This window comes from Yersinia massiliensis CCUG 53443, assembly GCF_000312485.1.
Taxonomy (GTDB): domain Bacteria; phylum Pseudomonadota; class Gammaproteobacteria; order Enterobacterales; family Enterobacteriaceae; genus Yersinia; species Yersinia massiliensis.
Genome location: NZ_HE997643.1, coordinates 117,096 through 136,885 on the forward strand (window position 1 = coordinate 117,096; position 19,790 = coordinate 136,885).

Here is a 19,790-nt window from a genome sequence, read left to right on the forward strand (position 1 = left end):
GGATTTATTCTTCCAGTTTGGGTTGCGGAGCATCATCCGGGATTTTTACATGCACCTGAATGATACGTCGGCTATCCGCCATGGCAACTTTAAATAAGTAACCTTCAATTTCAATGGTTTCACCTCGGGATGGTAAATGGCCGAAAGCTTGCATGACCAAACCACCAATGGTGTCCACTTCATCGTCGCTGAAATGGGTGTCGAACACTTCATTGAAATCTTCAATTTGGGTCAACGCACGGATCGTGTAGGTGTGCCGACTGAGTTGACGAATATCTCTATCTTCTTCATCGTCATACTCATCTTCTATTTCGCCAACGATCAGCTCAAGAATATCTTCAATGGTTACCAGCCCTGAAACACCACCAAACTCATCAATGACGATGGCCATGTGATAGCGTTGAGAACGAAACTCCTTCAGCATCCGATCGACACGCTTACTTTCAGGTACCACTATTGCGGGCCGTAAGACTTTATCGATGCTAAATGGCTCAGAATCTGTGCGCATAAACGGCAGCAAATCCTTAGCCATCAGGATACCCTCGATGTGATCTTTATCTTCGCTGATCACAGGGAAGCGGGAGTGAGCAGATTCGATAATCACATCCAAACACTCATCCAGCGTTTGATTACGCTTTAATGTGACCATCTGAGAGCGGGGGATCATAATGTCCCTCACGCGCTGTTCGGCGATATCCATCACGCCTTCCAGCATGTCTCGGGTATCGGGATCGATCAGATCGTTCTGCTCAGAATCACGGATAAGCTCTACCAGATCACCACGGTTTTTAGGTTCGCCGTGAAATAATTGGTTAAGGATAAGAGTAAAAAACCCTTTCTTGGGACTGGGGCTATCATTGTTTTGTGAGTGGTCGTCGCTCATGGCGTTTTAGTTAAGTTTACCTATGTTGGTTTTTATTGTTATCGGCAGCGGTAGACTCACACCGCCGACAGTTTTTCACTTACCCTTTAGATGATTTAGACCTAATAGGGTGGATTTATTCGGGGTCTTTCTCTGAAATATAGGGATCTGGATAACCCAAACTTTGCATAATTTCAGTCTCAATCGACTCCATTTCTTCAGCTTCATCGTCAACGATGTGGTCATACCCTAGCAGATGGAGACTACCGTGAACAACCATATGCGCCCAATGAGCAAAGAGTGCTTTATCTTGCTCGATAGCTTCTTGCTCAACCACCTGACGACAAATGATTAAATCACCCAAAAGTGGCAGTTCAATTTCAGGTGGAGCCTCAAAAGGGAAAGACAACACATTGGTTGATTTGTCTTTGCCACGATAGGTCAAATTTAATTCATGACTTTCTGCTTCATCCACTATACGGATAGTGACTTCAGAGACGTCTTGAAACTGAGGTAACACCGCTTCTAACCAATGCTGAAAATCAGTTTCTGCCGGCAAACCTTGGCTGTCGGCGCAGGCAATTTGTAAATCAAGTATGACTTGGCTCACGGTGCCTCCTGTTCAGATGGGGTGTGACTTTCCCGCTTACGCTGTTCGGCGATGGCCTCTTTGCGTTTTTGTTCCGCCGCTTCCCATGCTTCATAGGCAATAACCACCTGAGCAACCACAGGGTGACGCACCACATCTTCACTGTGGAAGAAGTTAAAGCTTAATTCTTCGACCCCAGAGAGCACTTCTATGGCGTGGCTTAAACCTGATTTCTGGTGGCGAGGTAAGTCTGTTTGCGTGATATCACCGGTTATCACCGCTTTTGAGTTGAAGCCCATCCGGGTTAGGAACATTTTCATCTGTTCGATGGTCGTGTTCTGGCTCTCATCCAAAATGATAAACGCGTCATTCAACGTACGGCCACGCATGTAGGCCAGTGGTGCCACTTCAATCACGTTGCGTTCAATCAGTTTTTCAACCCGCTCGAAGCCTAGCATTTCAAATAAGGCGTCATACAGTGGGCGCAGATAAGGGTCCACTTTCTGGCTCAGATCGCCAGGCAAGAAACCCAGTTTTTCACCGGCTTCAACGGCAGGGCGAGTCAGTAAGATACGCCGGACATTCTGACGCTCTAACGCATCGACTGCCGCAGCAACCGCCAGATAAGTTTTACCCGTACCGGCAGGGCCAATCCCGAAAGTGATATCGTGATCGAGAATGTTTGCGATGTACTGTGCTTGATTAGGCGTTCGTGGTTTGACCATCCCGCGCTTAGTCCGGATATTTACGGCTTTACCGTAATCCGGCACACTTTCGGCAGTTTGCTCCAAAACACGGCTCTCTTTGACCGCGAGATGGATATCTTCTGGCGAAATATCAGGGATCACACCCCGAATAGGCGCAGTATCAACATACAGATGGCGCAGAATATCTGCCGCTGCAACCACGCAGAGATTCTTACCGACTAACTTGAAACGGTTATCACGGCGATTAATTTCAATCCCTAATCGGCGCTCCAACTGCTTAATGTTGTCATCAAAAGGGCCGCATAAACTCAGCAAACGCTGATTATCGGCGGGTTCCAGCAAGATTTCTTGTGTCACGACGTGCAAACTGTTTCTCTGAGTCACTGCATTCCTCTGGGTAAATCATTCATTGGTATAACGTCAATCATACATGTCATTCAGTCATTATTCATGGTGCATGAGACAGACGCAAGTTTACTGCTTCCGTCGCCCATTCAAATAGCGGTCCTTGATCAGCGCAACTTAAAAAATCAAAATCTGCGCAATGCGCCGCTAAATTAAAATAGGCACTGATAATCCAGTGCCTATTTATGCGAGCTTACTCGAGTAAATGGCTATCAGGGCTGATACAGACCGACGCCGATTTCATTCTCTTTACGCGTACGAGCAATCACTGATTGTGGTGATTCATGTACACGCAAATCCATTTGGTCTTCGGTACGTAGCAAGATACCGCGTAGCGAACTGGCATAAACGTCAACAATCTCCACATCAACGAATTTACCAATCATGTCCGGCGTTCCCTCAAAATTGACCACGCGATTATTTTCAGTTCGCCCAGCCAATTCCATCGCATTTTTACGCGAGGGGGCTTCTACCAAAATACGTTGTACGCTGCCCACCATCTCACGACTGATTTCCATGGCTTGCTGAATAATGCGTTGCTGCAAGATGTGCAGCCGCTGCTTTTTCTCTTCATCCGAAACGTCGTCTGGAAGATCTGCTGCTGGCGTACCAGGGCGCGAAGAGTAAATAAAGCTGTAGCTAGTATCAAAACGGATATCTGCGACCAGTTTCATGGTCTGCTCAAAATCTTGCTGAGTCTCGCCGGGGAAGCCAATAATAAAATCAGAGCTAATTTGGATATTGGGGCGTGCCTGACGCAGTTTGCGAATGATGGATTTATATTCTAATGCCGTATGCGCGCGTTTCATCATTGTTAAGATGCGGTCAGAACCACTTTGCACGGGGAGGTGCAAGAAACTGACTAGCTCAGGCGTATCGCGGTATACATCGATGATGTCATCGGTAAATTCAATGGGATGGCTGGTGGTAAAACGCACGCGGTCAATACCGTCAATCGCGGCGACCAGTCGCAATAATTCGGCAAAGCTACAGATATCGCCATCATAGGTAGCGCCGCGGTAGGCATTTACATTTTGACCCAGCAGATTCACTTCTCGCACACCTTGATCTGCTAACTGCGCTATCTCAAATAGAACATCGTCACTTGGGCGGCTGACCTCTTCACCACGGGTATAAGGGACCACGCAGAAAGTACAGTATTTGTTGCAGCCTTCCATGATGGAGACAAACGCGGTTGGGCCTTCAGCGCGAGGTTCGGGGAGGCGGTCAAATTTTTCAATTTCAGGGAAACTGATATCCACCACTGAGCTATTTGTACCTTGGACGTGGTTGATCATTTCTGGCAAGCGGTGCAGGGTTTGTGGCCCGAAAATAATATCAACACAGGGGGCGCGCTGACGCAAATGGTCCCCTTCCTGTGAGGCCACGCAACCGCCAACGCCAATGATTAGCCCTGGATTTTTCTCTTTGAGTAATTTCCAGTGCCCGAGCAGGCTAAATACTTTTTCTTGGGCTTTCTCACGAATGGAGCAGGTGTTCAACAGCAGTAAGTCAGCTTCTTCGGGGATGTCAGTCAACTGGTAACCATGGGTGCTAGCCAACAAATCAACCATTTTAGATGAATCATACTCATTCATCTGGCAGCCCCATGTTTTGATATGCAGTTTTTTCGTCATTGGATTAGTCATCATAAAAGTCACATCGTGCGGCACAGTATTCCATGCCGTGTATTGCAAGTGAGCATAGTGTCTTGCAAGTGAATTGAGTGTTGCGAGTATCGCAATCGGATAGTGGGTAGCACGAAGGCTCAGTCATTGAAGGGTATTGTAGTCATTTGGCAGTGCGATGACCACCGCATAACGGCTTACTTATTCTGATGGGTGATGAAAAATCCGGTAAACTGCATCGGATAAATTATATTGCCAGTGTGGGCATAAACTTAACTTTATAAAGCGTAGCCAAAATGAATAAATCGCAACCAAATTATGATGTTGTGGTCGTGGGCGGTGGCATGGTAGGGGCTGCTGCTGCACTTGGATTAGCGCAAACGGGCTGGTCAGTCGCGTTGTTGGAACATGAAGCGCCCATACCATTTGACGCTAATAGCGTACCGGATTTACGGGTTTCAGCTATTGGTTGCACCTCAGTCGCATTACTAAAGCAGCTTGGGGCTTGGTCGCGAGTTCAACAAATGCGTTATGCGCCTTATCGCCGGTTGGAGACATGGGAGCAACCCGGCTCACAAGTTGTCTTTGATGCCACTTCTCTTTCTTTGCCTGAACTCGGTTTTATGGTTGAAAACCGAGTTTTGCAGTTAGCACTGTGGCAACAGATGACGGAATGCTCAAATTTGGCGCTGCTGTGCCCGTCAAGACTGCAATCGATGGCCAGAGTAGATGAGCACTGGGAAATCACCTTAGATGCTCAGCAAGAGATACAGGGCCGTTTAGTGATAGGTGCCGATGGTGCGAACTCTCTGGTGCGACGTTTAGCCGGTATTGGCACCAATGGTTGGCAGTATCGCCAATCTTGCATGTTAATCACGGTAGAAACGGATACAGCTCAGCAAGACACCACTTGGCAGCAGTTCTTTCCCTCCGGCCCCCGTGCTTTTCTACCGCTGTTTGACCATTGGGCATCGTTGGTGTGGTATGACAGCCCACAGCGCATTCGCCAGCTTCAAGCGATGCCAATGTCACAATTGAATCAGGAAATAGCGGCCGCCTTCCCATCTCGATTAGGAGCTGTTAAGGCGATTGCAGCAGGGTCTTTCCCGTTGGTTCGTCGCCATGCGCAGCAATATGTTCAGCCGGGATTAGTCTTGTTGGGCGATGCAGCTCATACCATCAACCCATTGGCTGGGCAGGGGGTTAATCTGGGATATCGAGATGTCGATGCATTACTGAATGTGCTGAATGAGGCACGTGAGCAGGCTGAACTTTGGCACAGCGAGCAGGTGCTACTCCGTTACCAGCGTCGCCGTCGTACTGATAATCTGATAATGCAGAGCGGTATGGATGTATTTTATACCGCCTTCAGTAATGATTTGCCGCCCGTGAAGTTTGTGCGAAATTTAGCCCTGATGGCCGCGCAAAGGGCGGGTAAGCTTAAAGAGCATGCTTTGAGGTATGCGTTGGGGTTGTAGGTGGGGGGGGCGGATCTCGACAGTCCTTTTCGCCGCATCCATGCGGCCTGCAATCTTTGTCGGCAATTTTTCTGATTGCGCTCAAGGTCAAGACCCAAGACGCTTGGTTTTGACCTTGATGTTTAAAAGCATATCAAAAGCATAAATCCCAAAATGCAAAAAGCCCGCCGAAGCGAGCTTTTCTAAATTTGGCTGGGGTACGAGGATTCGAACCTCGGAATGCTGGAATCAGAATCCAGTGCCTTACCGCTTGGCGATACCCCAAAAATGGTGGCTACGACGGGAATCGAACCTGTGACCCCAGCATTATGAGTGCTGTGCTCTAACCAGCTGAGCTACGTAGCCATCCTAAAGTCTTTTTTTGAGAAGAGATTGTATGGCTGGGATACCAGGATTCGAACCTGGGAATGCCAGGATCAAAACCTGGTGCCTTACCGCTTGGCGATATCCCAACTGAAATACAATTCTTTTTTACATCGCAACTTTGCTGTCTTACAACGCTTTAGTCTTACAACTCACCATCAAAAAGATGGCTGGGATACCAGGATTCGAACCTGGGAATGCCAGGATCAAAACCTGGTGCCTTACCGCTTGGCGATATCCCATCCGCTGTAAACAAACCGATGACAAATAATGGTGCGGGAGGCGAGACTTGAACTCGCACACCTTGCGGCGCTAGAACCTAAATCTAGTGCGTCTACCAATTTCGCCACTCCCGCAAAAAGATGGTGGCTACGACGGGAATCGAACCTGTGACCCCAGCATTATGAGTGCTGTGCTCTAACCAGCTGAGCTACGTAGCCATCTTTATTTCGCATTACCTTCATCGGCGTTGCGGGGCGCATTATGCGTATATGGCCGAATTGCGTCAACTAATTTTTTCCCGAAAAAGCGCTGAAAGGGTTCGTTTGTTTGGCTTGTGAACAGTCTGGCGATTAAATGAACGAAAATGGGAATTAATTATTGAATTTGCCAGCAAAAGGAATCTTTGACGAGATTCACAGTGCGTGACTCGAGGCCGCCTATGACACATAAAAAACAAGGCCACCTGAGGTGACCTTGTTAGTAGAGAATGAAAACGGGTAGGGTGATTATCCGTCATCGGGCTCAGTTATTTATAGGCGTCCTGATGGACACCGACAGCACGGCCAGATGGATCATCCATTTTTTTGAATGATTCATCCCACTCAATAGCTTTGGCTGATGAGCATGCGACGGATGGCCCGCCAGGGACACACTCTGCGGCACTTGGCAGCGGGAACAGTTCTTCGAAGATTTCACGATACAAATAGCCTTCTTTTGAGGATGGCGTGTTGTACGGGAAACGGAAATGGGCTGTTTCCATCTGTTGGTCAGTGACCTGCTCAGCAGCTTTCTCTTTTAATGTATCAATCCAGCTATAACCCACACCATCGGAGAATTGCTCTTTCTGACGCCATGCAACACTGTGTGGCAAGTAAGATTCGAAACATTCACGCAGGACGTGTTTTTCCATTTTGCCGTTGCCGCACATTTTATCTTGCGGATTGATACGCATCGCGACATCAAGGAAGTTCTTATCTAAGAATGGCACACGGGCTTCAACACCCCATGCTGACATGGCTTTGTTGGCACGGGCGCAGTCAAACATATGCAGAGCCAACAGTTTACGGACTGTTTCTTCATGCAATTCTTTGGTGTTTGGCGCTTTGTGGAAATAAAGGTAACCGCCGAAAACTTCATCAGAACCTTCGCCAGACAGCACCATTTTGATGCCCATCGCCTTAATTTTACGTGACATCAAGTACATCGGCGTTGAGGCACGGATAGTGGTCACGTCATAGGTTTCAATGTGATAAATCACATCGCGGATGGCATCCAGACCTTCTTGCACGGTGAAATGAATTTCATGGTGCACGGTACCTAAGTGGTTAGCCACTTCTTGCGCCGCACGTAAGTCAGGTGAACCGATCAAACCAACAGCGAAGGAGTGCAGTTGTGGCCACCAAGCTTCGCTACGTTCGTCGTCTTCAACTCGGCGCGCCGCGAATTTTTTGGTGATGGCAGAAATAACCGAAGAGTCCAGACCGCCAGACAACAACACGCCATAAGGCACATCCGACATCAGATGGCTTTTCACGGCATCTTCTAATGCATTAGCTAATTCGACTTTATCGGTGACATTGTTTTTGACGTTATCGTAATCAAACCAGTCACGATGGTAATACTCGCGAATCTCGCCGTCTTGGCTCCACAGGTAGCTACCTGCTGGGAACTCTTTGATGGTACGGCAAACAGGCACCAGTGCTTTCATTTCTGAGGCGATATACATGTTGCCATGTTCGTCGTGGCCCATATACAGCGGAATAATACCCAGATGGTCACGACCAATCAGGTAAGCATCTTTCTCTGTATCGTATAAGACGAAAGCAAACATGCCCTGTAGGTCATCAAGGAACTCAGGCCCTTTCTCTTGGTACAGCGCCAAAATCACTTCGCAGTCTGAACCCGTTTGGAATGCGTAGCGGTCACCGTACTGCTGACGTAATGCCTGATGATTATAGATTTCACCGTTAACCGCCAGAATATGAGTGCGCGCCTCATTAAGCAGGGGTTGAGCCCCGGTATTGACGTCGACAATAGATAGACGTTCATGGGCGAGAATTGCTTTATCATTTGCCCATACACCAGACCAATCCGGCCCGCGGTGGCGCATTAAACGTGACATTTCCAGCGCTTTTTTGCGCAATTCAATGGGGTCGGTTTTAAGGTCGAGGACCCCGAAAATAGAACACATAGTAATCTCCCTAACTTCTTTGCTTTGGCGGTGATGATGTTGAATTTGAGTCGTTCATCGCTGGTGCTTTTTTTCGCAAACTTGCTTGTGATTGATGCAAGTTATGCCCCATGACGATGCAGTCATCCGAATATTATTAAGCTGTATGCAATAAATAGATGCAAAAAACACGCCAATTTACTGGTGCCATGTTTTAGTAACGTCAACTGGCACAGCAACATACGTTTCCCCAAGGACTGGGCGTGCTGGGTCAGTCACCCGCAAGCAACTCTGAAACCTTAAGTACGAAGGGCCTAAAAAGAAAATGCGCTAAAACAGGGCGGAATGGCAAGAAACTTTGGTGCATTGCACTAAAAAAGGGACGGGAGCCAAAAGAGTGTGGCGGCCTTGACCGCCAACTGGGGTTAGATGATATCGATTTCAGCAACAGAAGGGTAAACGTAACTCGGGCGGAAAGGCATGGTTTCGATATCTGGCAAGGTTGAAACACCTGATAGGACCAAAATGGTTTCAAGACCGGCTTGGAAACCGGCCAAAATATCGGTGCGTAAATTATCACCCACAATCACGGTACTTTCTGAGTGCGCTTGCATTTTATTCAGTGCAGCGCGGATGATCCACGGGCTAGGTTTGCCAACATAAAATGGTTTGCGACCCGAGATTTTCTCAATGGGGGCGCAGAGCGCACCACAGGCTGGTGAAAAGCCGTGACCGTGACTATCTGGGTTGGTGGCGATAAAGCGCGCGCCATTGGCAACAAAATAGGCAGCTTTATGCATCATGTCCCAGTTGTAGGAACGTGTTTCCCCCACGATGACAAAATCAGGATTGATATCAGTGATGGTGAAGCCTGCTTTATACAATTCGTGAACCAATGCACCTTCGCCAATCACATAGGCTTTTTTCCCATCCTGACGGCGCAGGAAATCTGCGGTCGCCATCGCGGAGGTATAAAACGCACTTTCTGGCACATCAAGCCCAGCTGTGATGAAACGGTTAGCTAAATCTTGTGCAGTTTGTGAGGGATAATTGGTCAAAATAACCAATGGCATTCCGGCGTTTTGCACTCGGGCCAAAAAGTCATTGGCACCCTGTATCGCTTTATTGTCATGTAGCAACACACCATCGATATCACAGATAACGCTTTTAATTGTCATTGTTTCAATTACTCTTTTCGCGCGGTAATGAGTCACTATAACATGGTCAATGATGAGAAAGACCCTGCAACGCCCCTATCTCAGGTTAGTTTTCCAATAAACGCTGCAACAAGACTCCATTCAACATGGCACGTTTAGCCAAGGCAAAAGCCCCGATCGCGGATTGATGATCTAGCTGTGAAGTGACGATAGGCAAATTCTGGCGGAAGTTTTTTAAGACTTGCGTATTAATACAGCCTTGGATTGCAGGAAGCAGGATTTTGTCGGCTTCGATGATCTCACCGGCGATCACCACTTTTTGCGGATTGAATAAGTTAATCGCGATAGAAATTGCCTTGCCCAAATAGCGGCCCACATGCTCAATCACTTCACTTGCCAACAAATCACCTCGATTAGCGGCTTTGCAGATGGCACCGATATGGCAATCATCCAGTGTTAGCTTGCTAGGGTAGCCTTGTTCGAGCAGATGTCGCACACGATTTTCAATCGCGGCATTGGACGCAACGGTTTCTAGGCAACCAAAGTTACCGCAATAACAACGTTCACCTAAAGGGTCGATTTGGATGTGGCCGATTTCACCCACATTGCCATTGCTGCCTAAAAAGATCTGGCTATTAACGATAATACCGGCACCGGTTCCTCGGTGCAGGCGAACCAATATGGAGTCTTCGCAATCACGGGTTGCACCGAAATAGTGCTCAGCCAGCGCCAAGCTACGAATATCGTGGCCCACAAAACTGGTGACGTTAAACCGATTTTGCAGATTTTCGACTAATGGCCAGTTGTTGACACTGATGTGCGGCATGTAGCGCACGATACCTTTACTCGGCTCAACCAGCCCTGGGAGAATAACGGCAATGGCAATCAATTCCCGTAATTTGCGCTGATAGGCGTCGATAAACTGGCTGATGATGTTAAACAGCGCGTGTTCCAACGTTTCTTGCGTACGTTCGGGCAACGAATAATGTTCTTCACCCAGTGACTTGCCGCTCATGTCAAACAGGGTAATGGTGGCGTCATGGCGGCCTAAGCGGACGGCAATCGTGTGGAACTGGCGATTTTCTGTGACGATGGAAATGGCGCGGCGACCACCGGTGGAGGCTTGCTGATCGACTTCTTTAATCAGCCCGCGCTCCAACAGTTGGCGGGTAATTTTGGTGACGCTGGCGGGCGCTAGCTGGCTGAGATCGGCAATTTGAATGCGCGAAATCGGGCCTTGTTGGTCAATGAGCCGGTAAACGACGGCACCATTGAGTTGTTTCACAAGATCCACATTACCAATTTGTGACTGTCCGCCAGTGCTCATCAATACAATTACTCGCTTATTTTAAAACCTCGTTACCATTAACGATGGTTTTAGTGATTTTATAATCGCGGGTAAAGGCAGTCAGGTTGGCTACTTTGCCGACTTCAATGCTCCCTAACTGCTTCTCCACGCCAATGGCGCGGGCCGCATAAAGTGTCGCCATACGCAGTGCTTCATCGAGCGCGATGCCAACATGTTCCACACTGTTTTGAACGGCTTCGATCATCGTCAGTGCTGAACCGCTTAATGTGCCGTTTTCATCCACACATAAACCATTACGATAGTATATTGTTTTACCGGCAAAAATAAATTGATCAATTTCAGCGCCTGCGGGTGCAGTCGCGTCGGTGACCAGTACCAGTTTGTCGCCTTTCAGGTGTTTTGCTGTCCGGATATTAGCCCAATCAACATGCAAACCATCCGCAATCACGCCGGTATAGAGCTCTGGCGTATCAAAAATTGCCCCGATTAAGCCAGGTTCACGGCCTGAGATATAAGGCATTGCGTTATAAAGGTGCGTCGCAAAGCCAATACCAGCAGCAAACCCCTTTCGGGCTTCTTTATAGGTTGCGTTCGAGTGACCGGCAGACACTAAAATGCCTGCTTCTGCCAGTTGCTGAATATATTTTGCATCGACCATTTCTGGTGCCAGAGTGAGCTTGGTGATCACATCGGCATTTGCGCACAGATAATCAATCATTTCGGCGGTTGGCTTACGAATAAACGCCGGATTATGGGTGCCTTTCTTCAATGGGTTCAGGTACGGCCCTTCCAGATGAAGACCCAGTGCCTGATGCGGGTTTTTTTGCAGATATGAACGCATGACATCAACGGCATGCTTCATAAATTCATCACTGCTGGTGATCAGTGTTGGCAGGAAGCTGGTACAACCTGATTTTTCATTTGCGCGTTGCATAATGACCAACGTCTCTTCTGAGATAGCCTCAAGAGAGTCATTGAATTGCACGCCGCCGCAACCATTTAACTGAACATCAATAAAACCGGGGGCCAGAATGGCACCACCCAAATCACGTATCTCAATACCAGCCGGAAGTTCATCGACAGGACAGATACGTTCGATCAATCCATCAGCCACGACAACAGCATGATTATCCAGTACTTCATGGCTGGTATAAATACGGCCGTGAGTTAAAGCGTACATCTTAGCCCCCTTATAACAATTAAAGATTCTTGACGTTTTCAGCTTCTAATTCGCGGAAATATTTTACCGTTTTCACTTTCAATTCCATTGTGGAAGGCTCGTCGCACACCATGATGGCCTTGGCATGCAATTGCAGGCAACTGATGGTCCACATGTGGTTAATGCTACCTTCAACAGCGGCTTGTAAGGCTTGAGCTTTACCGTGGCCGGTCACCAGAATCATGACTTCTTCCGCATCCAGCAATGTCCCAACACCAACGGTCAGTGCATATTTCGGCACGAGGTTTGCATCACCACCAAAGAAACGTGAGTTAGCGATACGGGTTTCTTGAGTCAGGGTTTTGATACGAGTACGTGACGCCAAAGAAGAAGCGGGTTCGTTAAAGGCGATATGGCCATCGACACCAACGCCACCCATGAACAGATTGATTTTACCGTAAGACTTAATTTTCTCTTCGTAACGACGGCATTCTTCATCGATATCCGGTGCGTTACCATTGAGCAGGTTAATATTTTCAGCAGGGATATCAACATGATCGAAGAAGTTGGTGTGCATGAAAGTGTAGTAGCTTTCAGGGTGTTCTTGCGGCAACCCAACATACTCATCCATGTTAAATGTGACAACGTTTTTGAAGCTAACATCACCGGCTTTATGCATAGCAACCAAGTGTTTATAAGCTTCCATCGGTGTTCCACCGGTCGGCAGGCCCAGAACAAATGGACGCTCCGCAGTCGGTTTGAACGCATTAATGCGATTAACGATATGGCGTGCTGCCCATTTACCCACTTCTGTGGTGTTTTTCAGTGGAATAAGTCTCATCTTGCACCTCTTAGGATTGAGAATAGTGGCTATACTCTACGCGGTTTGAATCATTCAGCTAAGCGTAACTCAGATTCTGACTCGTGCGTTGGTACAATGCATTGTTCATTTTTCGAATGATAAAATAAGTTTTATGTGATGGCTAGTCCATTGGTGCTTTTTCGCTAGTTTTTGGTGACATTTATCACAAAATAGGGGGTTTTAATTTGCGTTACGAAATAAATTTTTTACACTCCAGCATGAGTCATTCGTGCCGTAAATAAATAAAAATGTGCAATGCGTATTTCTAAAAGGTAGTGAGTAAAATAAATAAACTACTTAAAGGGTCCGGTCTCGGACGAATAGGGGGAAAAGTGAATATTCTTAGTTACTTGCAAAAAGTAGGTCGAGCATTGATGGTCCCTGTGGCCACATTGCCTGCCGCCGCGATATTGATGGGTGTAGGTTATTGGATCGACCCCGTTAGCTGGGGTGGCGATAATGCCTTAGCGGCATTATTTATTAAATCCGGTGCTGCAATCATCGATAACATGTCAGTACTGTTCGCTATTGGTGTGGCTTACGGTATGTCAAAAGATAAAGACGGTGCTGCTGCACTGACCGGCTTTGTCGGCTTCTTAGTCTTAACGACGCTGTGTTCACCTGCTGCGGTTTCAATGATTCAAAAGATCCCGCTTGATCAAGTGCCTGCGGCCTTCGGCAAAATCAACAACCAGTTCGTTGGTATCATGGTTGGTATCATCTCGGCTGAGTTGTACAACCGCTACAGCGGTGTGGAATTGCCAAAAGCACTCTCCTTCTTCAGTGGCCGCCGTCTGGTTCCGATTCTGACGTCCTTCCTGATGATCGTTGTTGCTTTCATCATGATGTACCTCTGGCCGCTGATTTATAACGCATTGGTGACCTTCGGTGAATACATCAAAGATATGGGGTCAATTGGTGCGGGTATCTACGCCTTCTTCAACCGTTTACTGATCCCAGTCGGCCTGCATCATGCACTGAACTCCGTGTTCTGGTTTGACGTAGCCGGTATTAACGATATTCCTAACTTCTTGGGTGGCCAACAGTCTATCGACGCCGGTAAAGCCGTTGCAGGTATCACGGGTCGTTATCAGGCTGGTTTCTTCCCGATTATGATGTTTGGTTTGCCGGGTGCTGCATTGGCGATTTATCACTGTGCACGTCCAGAAAATAAAGCGAAAGTGGCGGGTATCATGTTGGCGGGGGCATTTGCTGCCTTCTTCACCGGTATCACCGAACCCCTTGAGTTCTCCTTCATGTTCGTTGCGCCAGTGCTGTACTTCATCCACGCTGTGTTAACCGGTATTTCCGTGTTCATCGCCGCGACTATGCATTGGATCGCAGGTTTTGGCTTCAGCGCCGGTTTGGTGGATATGGTGCTGTCTTCCCGTAACCCGCTGGCGACACAATGGTACATGCTGATCCCACAAGGTCTGGTGTTCTTCGCCATTTACTACGTGGTATTCCGTTTCACTATCAAGAAATTCAATTTATTGACTCCAGGCCGTGAACTGGCTGTTGAAGGCAGTGAAGAAGATGGCTATGACGTGAACGTGAATAACACGCCAGCGGTTAATGAGAGTGAAATTAACGGTCTGGCTCGTCGCTACATTGGTGCTATCGGTGGTTCAGATAACCTCACGGGTATCGATGCCTGTATTACTCGTCTGCGTTTGAACGTGAAAGATTCTGCATTGGTGAATGACAGTGTCGCGAAGCGTTTAGGGGCATCGGGTGTGATTCGCCTGAATAAACAAAGTGTGCAAGTGATCGTTGGGACGCGTGCGGAACTGATTGCTTCGGCGATGCGTGTGGTGTTGGCTGGTGGTCCGGTTCCGGCTGCAAGCACGGCTGCTGCCGCGGCTCAGCCTCAGGCTGTCGTTAACAATGCTAAAACAGCTTCGCTAGTGTTGGTTTCGCCAATTAGTGGTGATGTTGTGGCGCTGGAACAAGTTCCTGATGAAGCCTTTGCCAGCAAAGCCGTTGGTGATGGTGTTGCCATACGTCCTACCGATAAAACGGTAGTTTCTCCAGCAAGCGGTACCATCGTTAAAATCTTCAATACCGACCATGCATTCTGCCTAGAAACAGAAACGGGTGCTGAGATTGTGGTTCATATCGGGATTGATACTGTGAAACTCAATGGCCAAGGCTTTACTCGCTTGGTTGAAGAGGGGGCAACTGTGGTTGCCGGTCAACCTGTGTTGGAGCTTGATCTGGATTATCTGAACGCCAATGCGCGCTCAATGATTAGTCCTGTCGTGGTGAGCAACATTGATGATTACGCCGGTATCTCATTGCTGGCAGGTGACTCAGTGGTCGCTGGTCAAAGCCAATTGTTTGAGATTCGTGGCAAATAATTCGCTAGGGGTGCTGAAGTCCTGAGCACCTGACCAACATTTTCGTCACAGTAACGGGAAGAGAGCCATCTCTTCTCGTTTTTTTTATTTTGTTTGCCGAACAAACGGTTGTTTCCGGGCCGGGCTTGTTGGATTATATGCGGTTATATTTGTTGCGTTTGCATTGAGGAAAAGAACAATGAGTGAGGCAGAAGCCCGCCCGAGTAATTTTATCCGTCAGATTATTGACGAAGATTTAGCCAGCGGCAAACACACGTCGGTCCACACCCGCTTCCCGCCGGAGCCAAACGGCTACCTGCATATTGGTCATGCGAAATCCATTTGTCTGAATTTTGGTATCGCGCAAGACTATCATGGCCAATGCAACTTACGTTTTGATGACACCAATCCGGTGAAAGAAGATGTCGAGTTCGTTGAGTCTATTAAGCATGACGTAGAGTGGTTAGGCTTCACCTGGAGCGGTGATGTACGTTACTCCTCAGACTACTTTGATCAACTGTACCAATACGCGATAGAGCTGATTAACAAGGGCTTGGCGTATGTGGATGAGTTAACCGCTGAACAGATGCGCGAATATCGCGGCACACTGACTGCACCGGGTAAAAACAGCCCGTATCGTGATCGCAGTGTGGAAGAGAACTTAGCGCTGTTTGAAAAAATGCGTGCAGGTGGCTTTGCAGAAGGCACTGCTTGTCTGCGTGCCAAAATTGATATGGCGTCACCTTTTATCGTGATGCGTGATCCGGTGCTGTATCGCATTAAGTTTGCTGAACATCATCAGTCTGGTAACAAGTGGTGCATCTACCCGATGTATGACTTTACCCATTGCATTTCTGATGCGATTGAAGGGATCACCCATTCACTGTGTACGCTGGAGTTCCAGGATAACCGTCGCCTGTATGATTGGGTGCTGGATAATATCTCCATTGAATGCCATCCACGGCAGTATGAGTTCTCCCGCCTGAATCTCGAATACGCCATTATGTCTAAGCGCAAGCTGAACCTATTGGTGACTGAGAAGGTGGTAGAAGGCTGGGATGACCCTCGTATGCCAACCATTTCAGGCTTACGTCGTCGTGGCTATACCGCAGCCTCTATCCGTGAGTTCTGCCGCCGTATTGGTGTGACTAAGCAGGATAACAACGTTGAGATGATGTCATTGGAATCTTGTATCCGTGATGATCTGAACGAAAATGCTCCACGGGCAATGGCTGTGCTTGATCCGATTAAGGTTATTATCGAAAACCGTGCGGCAGGGGAAGAGTGGTTGACGATGCCAAATCATCCTAACAATCCGGACATGGGGACTCGTCAGGTTCCGTTCGATAGTGAGATTTACATCGATCGCGCAGATTTCCGTGAAGAAGCGAACAAGCAATACAAGCGTTTGGTGCTGGGCAAAGAAGTGCGTCTGCGCAATGCTTATGTGATCAAAGCTGAGCGTGTTGAGAAAGACGCTGAAGGGAATGTGACGACACTGTATTGCAGCTATGACGCAGAAACACTGAACAAAGATCCCGCTGATGGCCGTAAAGTGAAAGGTGTGATTCACTGGGTTTCCGTTAAGCACGCGTTACCGGCGGAAATTCGTTTATACGACCGTTTGTTTAGTGTACCAAACCCAGCCGCGGCAGAGGATTTCCTGTCAACGATTAACCCTGAGTCATTAGTTATTCGTCAGGGCTTCGTTGAGCCGAGCTTGGTAAATGCTGTGCCAGAGAAAACCTATCAGTTTGAGCGTGAAGGTTATTTCTGTGCTGATAGCCGCTATTCAAAGCCTGATGCCTTGGTGTTTAACCGTACCGTTGGCTTGCGTGATACGTGGGCAGCCAAAGTAACCAGCTAAGCGTTACCTCCGATTCAATTCAATTGGCGTGGCATAGTCCACGTCTGAGGATATTGATAAGGAGCCCTAGCGAAGAGAATAGGCAGATCGTAAAGACGCCGTAAAATCATCCCTGATGGCTCGAGCCGCGCCATCCTTGGCGCGGACACTTTACTCCTCCACCTGTTCTCACCGTTCCCCATCGAGTTATCGGTGGGGAGCAATAATCTATGGCGTGGCATAGTCCACGCCTTTTTTATATTCCTTTTATGCCCATTTCTGCGTTTTAACAGGATCCTTGTTTTGTTTATTAAACATTCGGTTCCCCCTCATCGAATGACTCACTTTCTGCTTTTTCCGCTGGTCAATATCAACTGATTCCTAAGTTTTGTTGTAATGACGCCCCATTCTGTAAGTCTTTCTTAAATATTCGCTTTACGAATTAACTGAGGAAATATCCTCATTTTTATTCAAAATTTATCCCGTTAATGAGGATTTGCTGAAACCATTCAAGATGTCAATGAGAGACGATTTGCCTTCTAAAAAATCTCCTTATGCATTGTTTTTAAAGAATTTGTGATGTCTGTAATATTTTTTCACAATTATGTGCTCATGGTCATATTTTGAATAATTTTCGACTTTTTTAATTGATAATTCGCGTCGCGAAAAATAGTCTGTGTTCCAGCAGCAATCTCCAGAACGTTTATCAACAGAGACGTTTTTTTAAATCAGTAGCCGCTGGTGGCGAATTTTTCTCCCCAGCAAAATTTTACCCACTTAGGGTTTTTTTGAGGCTGAACCTGTGAGCTGTGGTGGACATAGGCAAAGCACTTTAAATGTGATGTCAAAGAGGAATTTTTTCTTATGGTTACGCACGTTGCTAAACGCAAAACGTTAGCACTCGCTGTCGCGGGTGCATTGTTAGGGACGGGGTTTATGGTGACCCCAGAGGCCAAGGCAGAAGGCTTTGTTGATGATTCGTCACTGACCGGTGGTATTTATTATTGGCAACGCCAGCGTGACCGTAAGGATTTAACCCCAGGGAGCGCAGAGTACGGTAAGTATGTCGCTAACCTGCATCATTCAACGTTTAACGCTAATCTGGACTTCTCATCCGGCTACGCAGCAGACATGTTCGGTATCGACTTAGCCGCTTTTGGCGCGGTTGAAATGACCAACAGCGGCCCAGCCGCACCCAACGAAATTGGTTTCAGTGATGCTAAAACCCGTTGGGATGAAAAATGGACCGGCGATAAAAGCGGCGTGAGCGTTTACAAAGCGGCAGCTAAGTTCAAGCTGGGTGACTTCTGGGCACGCGGCGGTTATATCCAGCCGACTGGCCAGACATTATTAGCGCCGCATTGGAGCTTTATGCCAGGGACTTATCGCGGTGCGGAAGGCGGCGCAAAATTTGATTTTGATACAGCAGGTGCACTGTCCATGTCTTACATGTGGACTGATGAATATAAAGCGCCTTGGTATCAAAACATGTACAACTTCCGTCAGGCAGATGGCTTGACTGGCATCAGTTACTTGCACTCCATCGGGGCTAAATACGACTTCAAAAACAAATTGGTCATGGAAGCCGCATTCGGTCAAGCCAAAGACTATATGGATCAGTATTTTGCCAAAGCGTCTTACGCCTTCCCTGTCGCGGGTAACGACCTGCGTACTTCTTACCAGTTCTATGGTGCGAAAGATAAAGTCGACGGCGGCGCTAGCAATGTTAACGACGTCTATGACGGTTTAGCGTGGTTGCAAGCGCTGACATTAGGTTACACCACTGGGCCATTTGACTTGCGCTTAGAAGGAACTTGGGCCAAAGCTGAAGGTAATCAAGGTTACTTCCTGCAACGTATGACCCCTGGTTATGCCACATCGAATGGCCGCTTGGACGTTTGGTGGGATTCCCGTTCTGACTTCAACGCCAACGGTGAGAAAGCGCTGTTTGGTGGCGTGATGTATGACCTGAAAAACTGGAATTTAGCCGGTTGGTCAGTCGGGACATCTTATGCATATGGTTGGGATGCAAAACCGAGTTCTAATCCTAAATTTGACCAAAATACACGCCTGAAAGAGTCTGCATGGAACTTTGACATTCTCTACACCCTGCAAGAAGGTCGTGCAAAAGGCACCTTGTTCAAACTGCATTACACCATGTACGACAACCACACCAATATCCCAAGCTATGGTGGCGGTTTCGGCAACATATTCCAGGATGAGAAAGACGTTAAATTCATCGTAATTGCACCATTTACCATCTTCTGATTGCCATCCCCAGCGGCCGCGCTGGGGCCATAATGGAGCATGTGTCATGAAAAAAACGCTTTTTATTATTGCTGCTGTATTGGGACTCAGTGCTTGTGCGCCCCAAACCCCGGTTCAGCCAGAAGATACCAAACTGAAACAAGCTTACAGCGCTTGTATCAATGCTAGCGAAGGCTCGCCAGAGAGATTGATTCCCTGCAAAGCCGTATTGAATGTGTTGAAGCAAGAAAAAGCGCATCAGGCGTTTACTGACAAAGAGACTGTCCGCGTATTGGATTACCAGCGTTGCATTGACGCCGCGCATACCGGTAATGGTCAGGCGTATGACGCGCAGTGTGGAAAATTATGGCAAGAAATTCGCGCCAATAATTAAGCTAACAATAATTCAGCCAGCAGTAATACTTCCAGTAGTGGCTCTGGCTGAAT

General features: G+C 47.7%; 14 protein-coding genes and 6 tRNA genes. 5 read left to right on the forward strand and 15 right to left on the reverse strand.

What is annotated here, in order from left to right:
• Positions 1–4 precede the first annotated feature (4 nt).
• The 4 genes from corC to miaB form a co-directional block, all read right to left on the reverse strand.
• The gene (gene corC, locus BN68_RS00690) at positions 5–883 is read right to left on the reverse strand and encodes a CNNM family magnesium/cobalt transport protein CorC (RefSeq protein WP_019209234.1); all 879 of its coding nucleotides are present in this window, start codon (positions 881–883) and stop codon (positions 5–7) included.
• Positions 884–998: 115 nt separating this feature from the next.
• Complete coding sequence (ybeY, locus tag BN68_RS00695; protein ID WP_019209235.1) at positions 999–1,472, reverse strand: rRNA maturation RNase YbeY; 474 nt, start codon at positions 1,470–1,472, stop codon at positions 999–1,001.
• Positions 1,469–2,542: a PhoH family protein gene (locus BN68_RS00700; protein WP_019209236.1), complete on the reverse strand. Its 1,074-nt coding sequence runs from the start codon at positions 2,540–2,542 to the stop codon at positions 1,469–1,471. The genes ybeY and BN68_RS00700 overlap by 4 nt, the downstream gene beginning before the upstream one ends.
• Before the next feature lie 233 nt (positions 2,543–2,775).
• Complete coding sequence (gene miaB / locus BN68_RS00705; RefSeq protein WP_042806462.1) at positions 2,776–4,200, reverse strand: tRNA (N6-isopentenyl adenosine(37)-C2)-methylthiotransferase MiaB; 1,425 nt, start codon at positions 4,198–4,200, stop codon at positions 2,776–2,778.
• A 287-nt stretch (positions 4,201–4,487) separates the two neighbouring features.
• On the opposite strand from miaB, the gene ubiF reads away from it, so the two are divergent.
• On the forward strand, positions 4,488–5,669 hold the full coding sequence (ubiF, locus tag BN68_RS00710) for a 3-demethoxyubiquinol 3-hydroxylase (protein ID WP_019209238.1): 1,182 nt from the start codon (positions 4,488–4,490) through the stop codon (positions 5,667–5,669).
• 189 nt (positions 5,670–5,858) lie between these two features.
• On the opposite strand, the gene BN68_RS00715 is transcribed toward ubiF, so the two are convergent.
• The 11 genes from BN68_RS00715 to nagB all read right to left on the reverse strand — a co-directional run bounded on the left by BN68_RS00715 (position 5,859) and on the right by nagB (position 12,890).
• Positions 5,859–5,933 (reverse strand) — tRNA-Gln (locus BN68_RS00715).
• A gap of 4 nt (positions 5,934–5,937) precedes the next feature.
• A tRNA-Met gene (locus BN68_RS00720) sits at positions 5,938–6,014 on the reverse strand.
• 32 nt (positions 6,015–6,046) lie between these two features.
• Positions 6,047–6,121 (reverse strand) — tRNA-Gln (locus BN68_RS00725).
• A 78-nt stretch (positions 6,122–6,199) separates the two neighbouring features.
• A tRNA-Gln gene (locus tag BN68_RS00730) sits at positions 6,200–6,274 on the reverse strand.
• Between the two features lie 29 nt (positions 6,275–6,303).
• Positions 6,304–6,388: transfer RNA gene (locus tag BN68_RS00735), tRNA-Leu, on the reverse strand.
• Between the two features lie 7 nt (positions 6,389–6,395).
• Positions 6,396–6,472, reverse strand: a tRNA-Met gene (locus tag BN68_RS00740).
• A gap of 308 nt (positions 6,473–6,780) precedes the next feature.
• Positions 6,781–8,445, reverse strand: coding sequence for an asparagine synthase B (asnB, locus tag BN68_RS00745; protein ID WP_019209239.1), 1,665 nt, complete (start codon positions 8,443–8,445; stop codon positions 6,781–6,783).
• A 404-nt stretch (positions 8,446–8,849) separates the two neighbouring features.
• The gene (locus BN68_RS00750; protein WP_019209240.1) at positions 8,850–9,602 is read right to left on the reverse strand and encodes an HAD-IIA family hydrolase; all 753 of its coding nucleotides are present in this window, start codon (positions 9,600–9,602) and stop codon (positions 8,850–8,852) included.
• An 85-nt stretch (positions 9,603–9,687) separates the two neighbouring features.
• The gene (gene nagC, locus BN68_RS00755; protein WP_019209241.1) at positions 9,688–10,908 is read right to left on the reverse strand and encodes a DNA-binding transcriptional regulator NagC; all 1,221 of its coding nucleotides are present in this window, start codon (positions 10,906–10,908) and stop codon (positions 9,688–9,690) included.
• A 16-nt stretch (positions 10,909–10,924) separates the two neighbouring features.
• On the reverse strand, positions 10,925–12,070 hold the full coding sequence (nagA, locus tag BN68_RS00760; protein WP_019209242.1) for an N-acetylglucosamine-6-phosphate deacetylase: 1,146 nt from the start codon (positions 12,068–12,070) through the stop codon (positions 10,925–10,927).
• A 19-nt stretch (positions 12,071–12,089) separates the two neighbouring features.
• Complete coding sequence (gene nagB, locus BN68_RS00765) at positions 12,090–12,890, reverse strand: glucosamine-6-phosphate deaminase (protein WP_019209243.1); 801 nt, start codon at positions 12,888–12,890, stop codon at positions 12,090–12,092.
• Positions 12,891–13,243: 353 nt separating this feature from the next.
• Here nagB and nagE point away from each other — a divergent pair, with 353 nt between their 5' ends.
• From nagE to chiQ, 4 genes are all read left to right on the forward strand, one after another.
• Positions 13,244–15,271: an N-acetylglucosamine-specific PTS transporter subunit IIBC gene (gene nagE / locus BN68_RS00770; protein WP_019209244.1), complete on the forward strand. Its 2,028-nt coding sequence runs from the start codon at positions 13,244–13,246 to the stop codon at positions 15,269–15,271.
• A gap of 178 nt (positions 15,272–15,449) precedes the next feature.
• Entirely contained in the window at positions 15,450–17,117 is a 1,668-nt protein-coding gene (gene glnS, locus BN68_RS00775; protein ID WP_019209245.1) for a glutamine--tRNA ligase, read from the forward strand.
• A gap of 843 nt (positions 17,118–17,960) precedes the next feature.
• Positions 17,961–19,364 carry a chitoporin ChiP gene (gene chiP, locus BN68_RS00780; RefSeq protein ID WP_019209246.1) on the forward strand — a complete coding sequence of 468 codons (1,404 nt, stop codon included), beginning with the start codon at positions 17,961–17,963 and terminating at the stop codon, positions 19,362–19,364.
• 46 nt (positions 19,365–19,410) lie between these two features.
• Positions 19,411–19,737 carry a ChiQ/YbfN family lipoprotein gene (gene chiQ / locus BN68_RS00785; protein ID WP_019209247.1) on the forward strand — a complete coding sequence of 109 codons (327 nt, stop codon included), beginning with the start codon at positions 19,411–19,413 and terminating at the stop codon, positions 19,735–19,737.
• The last annotated feature ends 53 nt before the right edge of the window (positions 19,738–19,790 follow it).

Excerpts from the sequence above, each read along its gene's own strand:
- corC (WP_019209234.1), bottom strand. The coding sequence starts at position 883 with ATGAGCGACGACCACTCACAAAACAATGATAGCCCCAGTCCCAAGAAA.
- miaB (WP_042806462.1), bottom strand. The coding sequence starts at position 4,200 with ATGACGAAAAAACTGCATATCAAAACATGGGGCTGCCAGATGAATGAG.
- ubiF (WP_019209238.1), top strand. The coding sequence starts at position 4,488 with ATGAATAAATCGCAACCAAATTATGATGTTGTGGTCGTGGGCGGTGGC.
- asnB (WP_019209239.1), bottom strand. The coding sequence starts at position 8,445 with ATGTGTTCTATTTTCGGGGTCCTCGACCTTAAAACCGACCCCATTGAA.
- BN68_RS00750 (WP_019209240.1), bottom strand. The coding sequence starts at position 9,602 with ATGACAATTAAAAGCGTTATCTGTGATATCGATGGTGTGTTGCTACAT.
- nagC (WP_019209241.1), bottom strand. The coding sequence starts at position 10,908 with ATGAGCACTGGCGGACAGTCACAAATTGGTAATGTGGATCTTGTGAAA.
- nagA (WP_019209242.1), bottom strand. The coding sequence starts at position 12,070 with ATGTACGCTTTAACTCACGGCCGTATTTATACCAGCCATGAAGTACTG.
- nagB (WP_019209243.1), bottom strand. The coding sequence starts at position 12,890 with ATGAGACTTATTCCACTGAAAAACACCACAGAAGTGGGTAAATGGGCA.
- glnS (WP_019209245.1), top strand. The coding sequence starts at position 15,450 with ATGAGTGAGGCAGAAGCCCGCCCGAGTAATTTTATCCGTCAGATTATT.
- chiP (WP_019209246.1), top strand. The coding sequence starts at position 17,961 with ATGGTTACGCACGTTGCTAAACGCAAAACGTTAGCACTCGCTGTCGCG.
- chiQ (WP_019209247.1), top strand. The coding sequence starts at position 19,411 with ATGAAAAAAACGCTTTTTATTATTGCTGCTGTATTGGGACTCAGTGCT.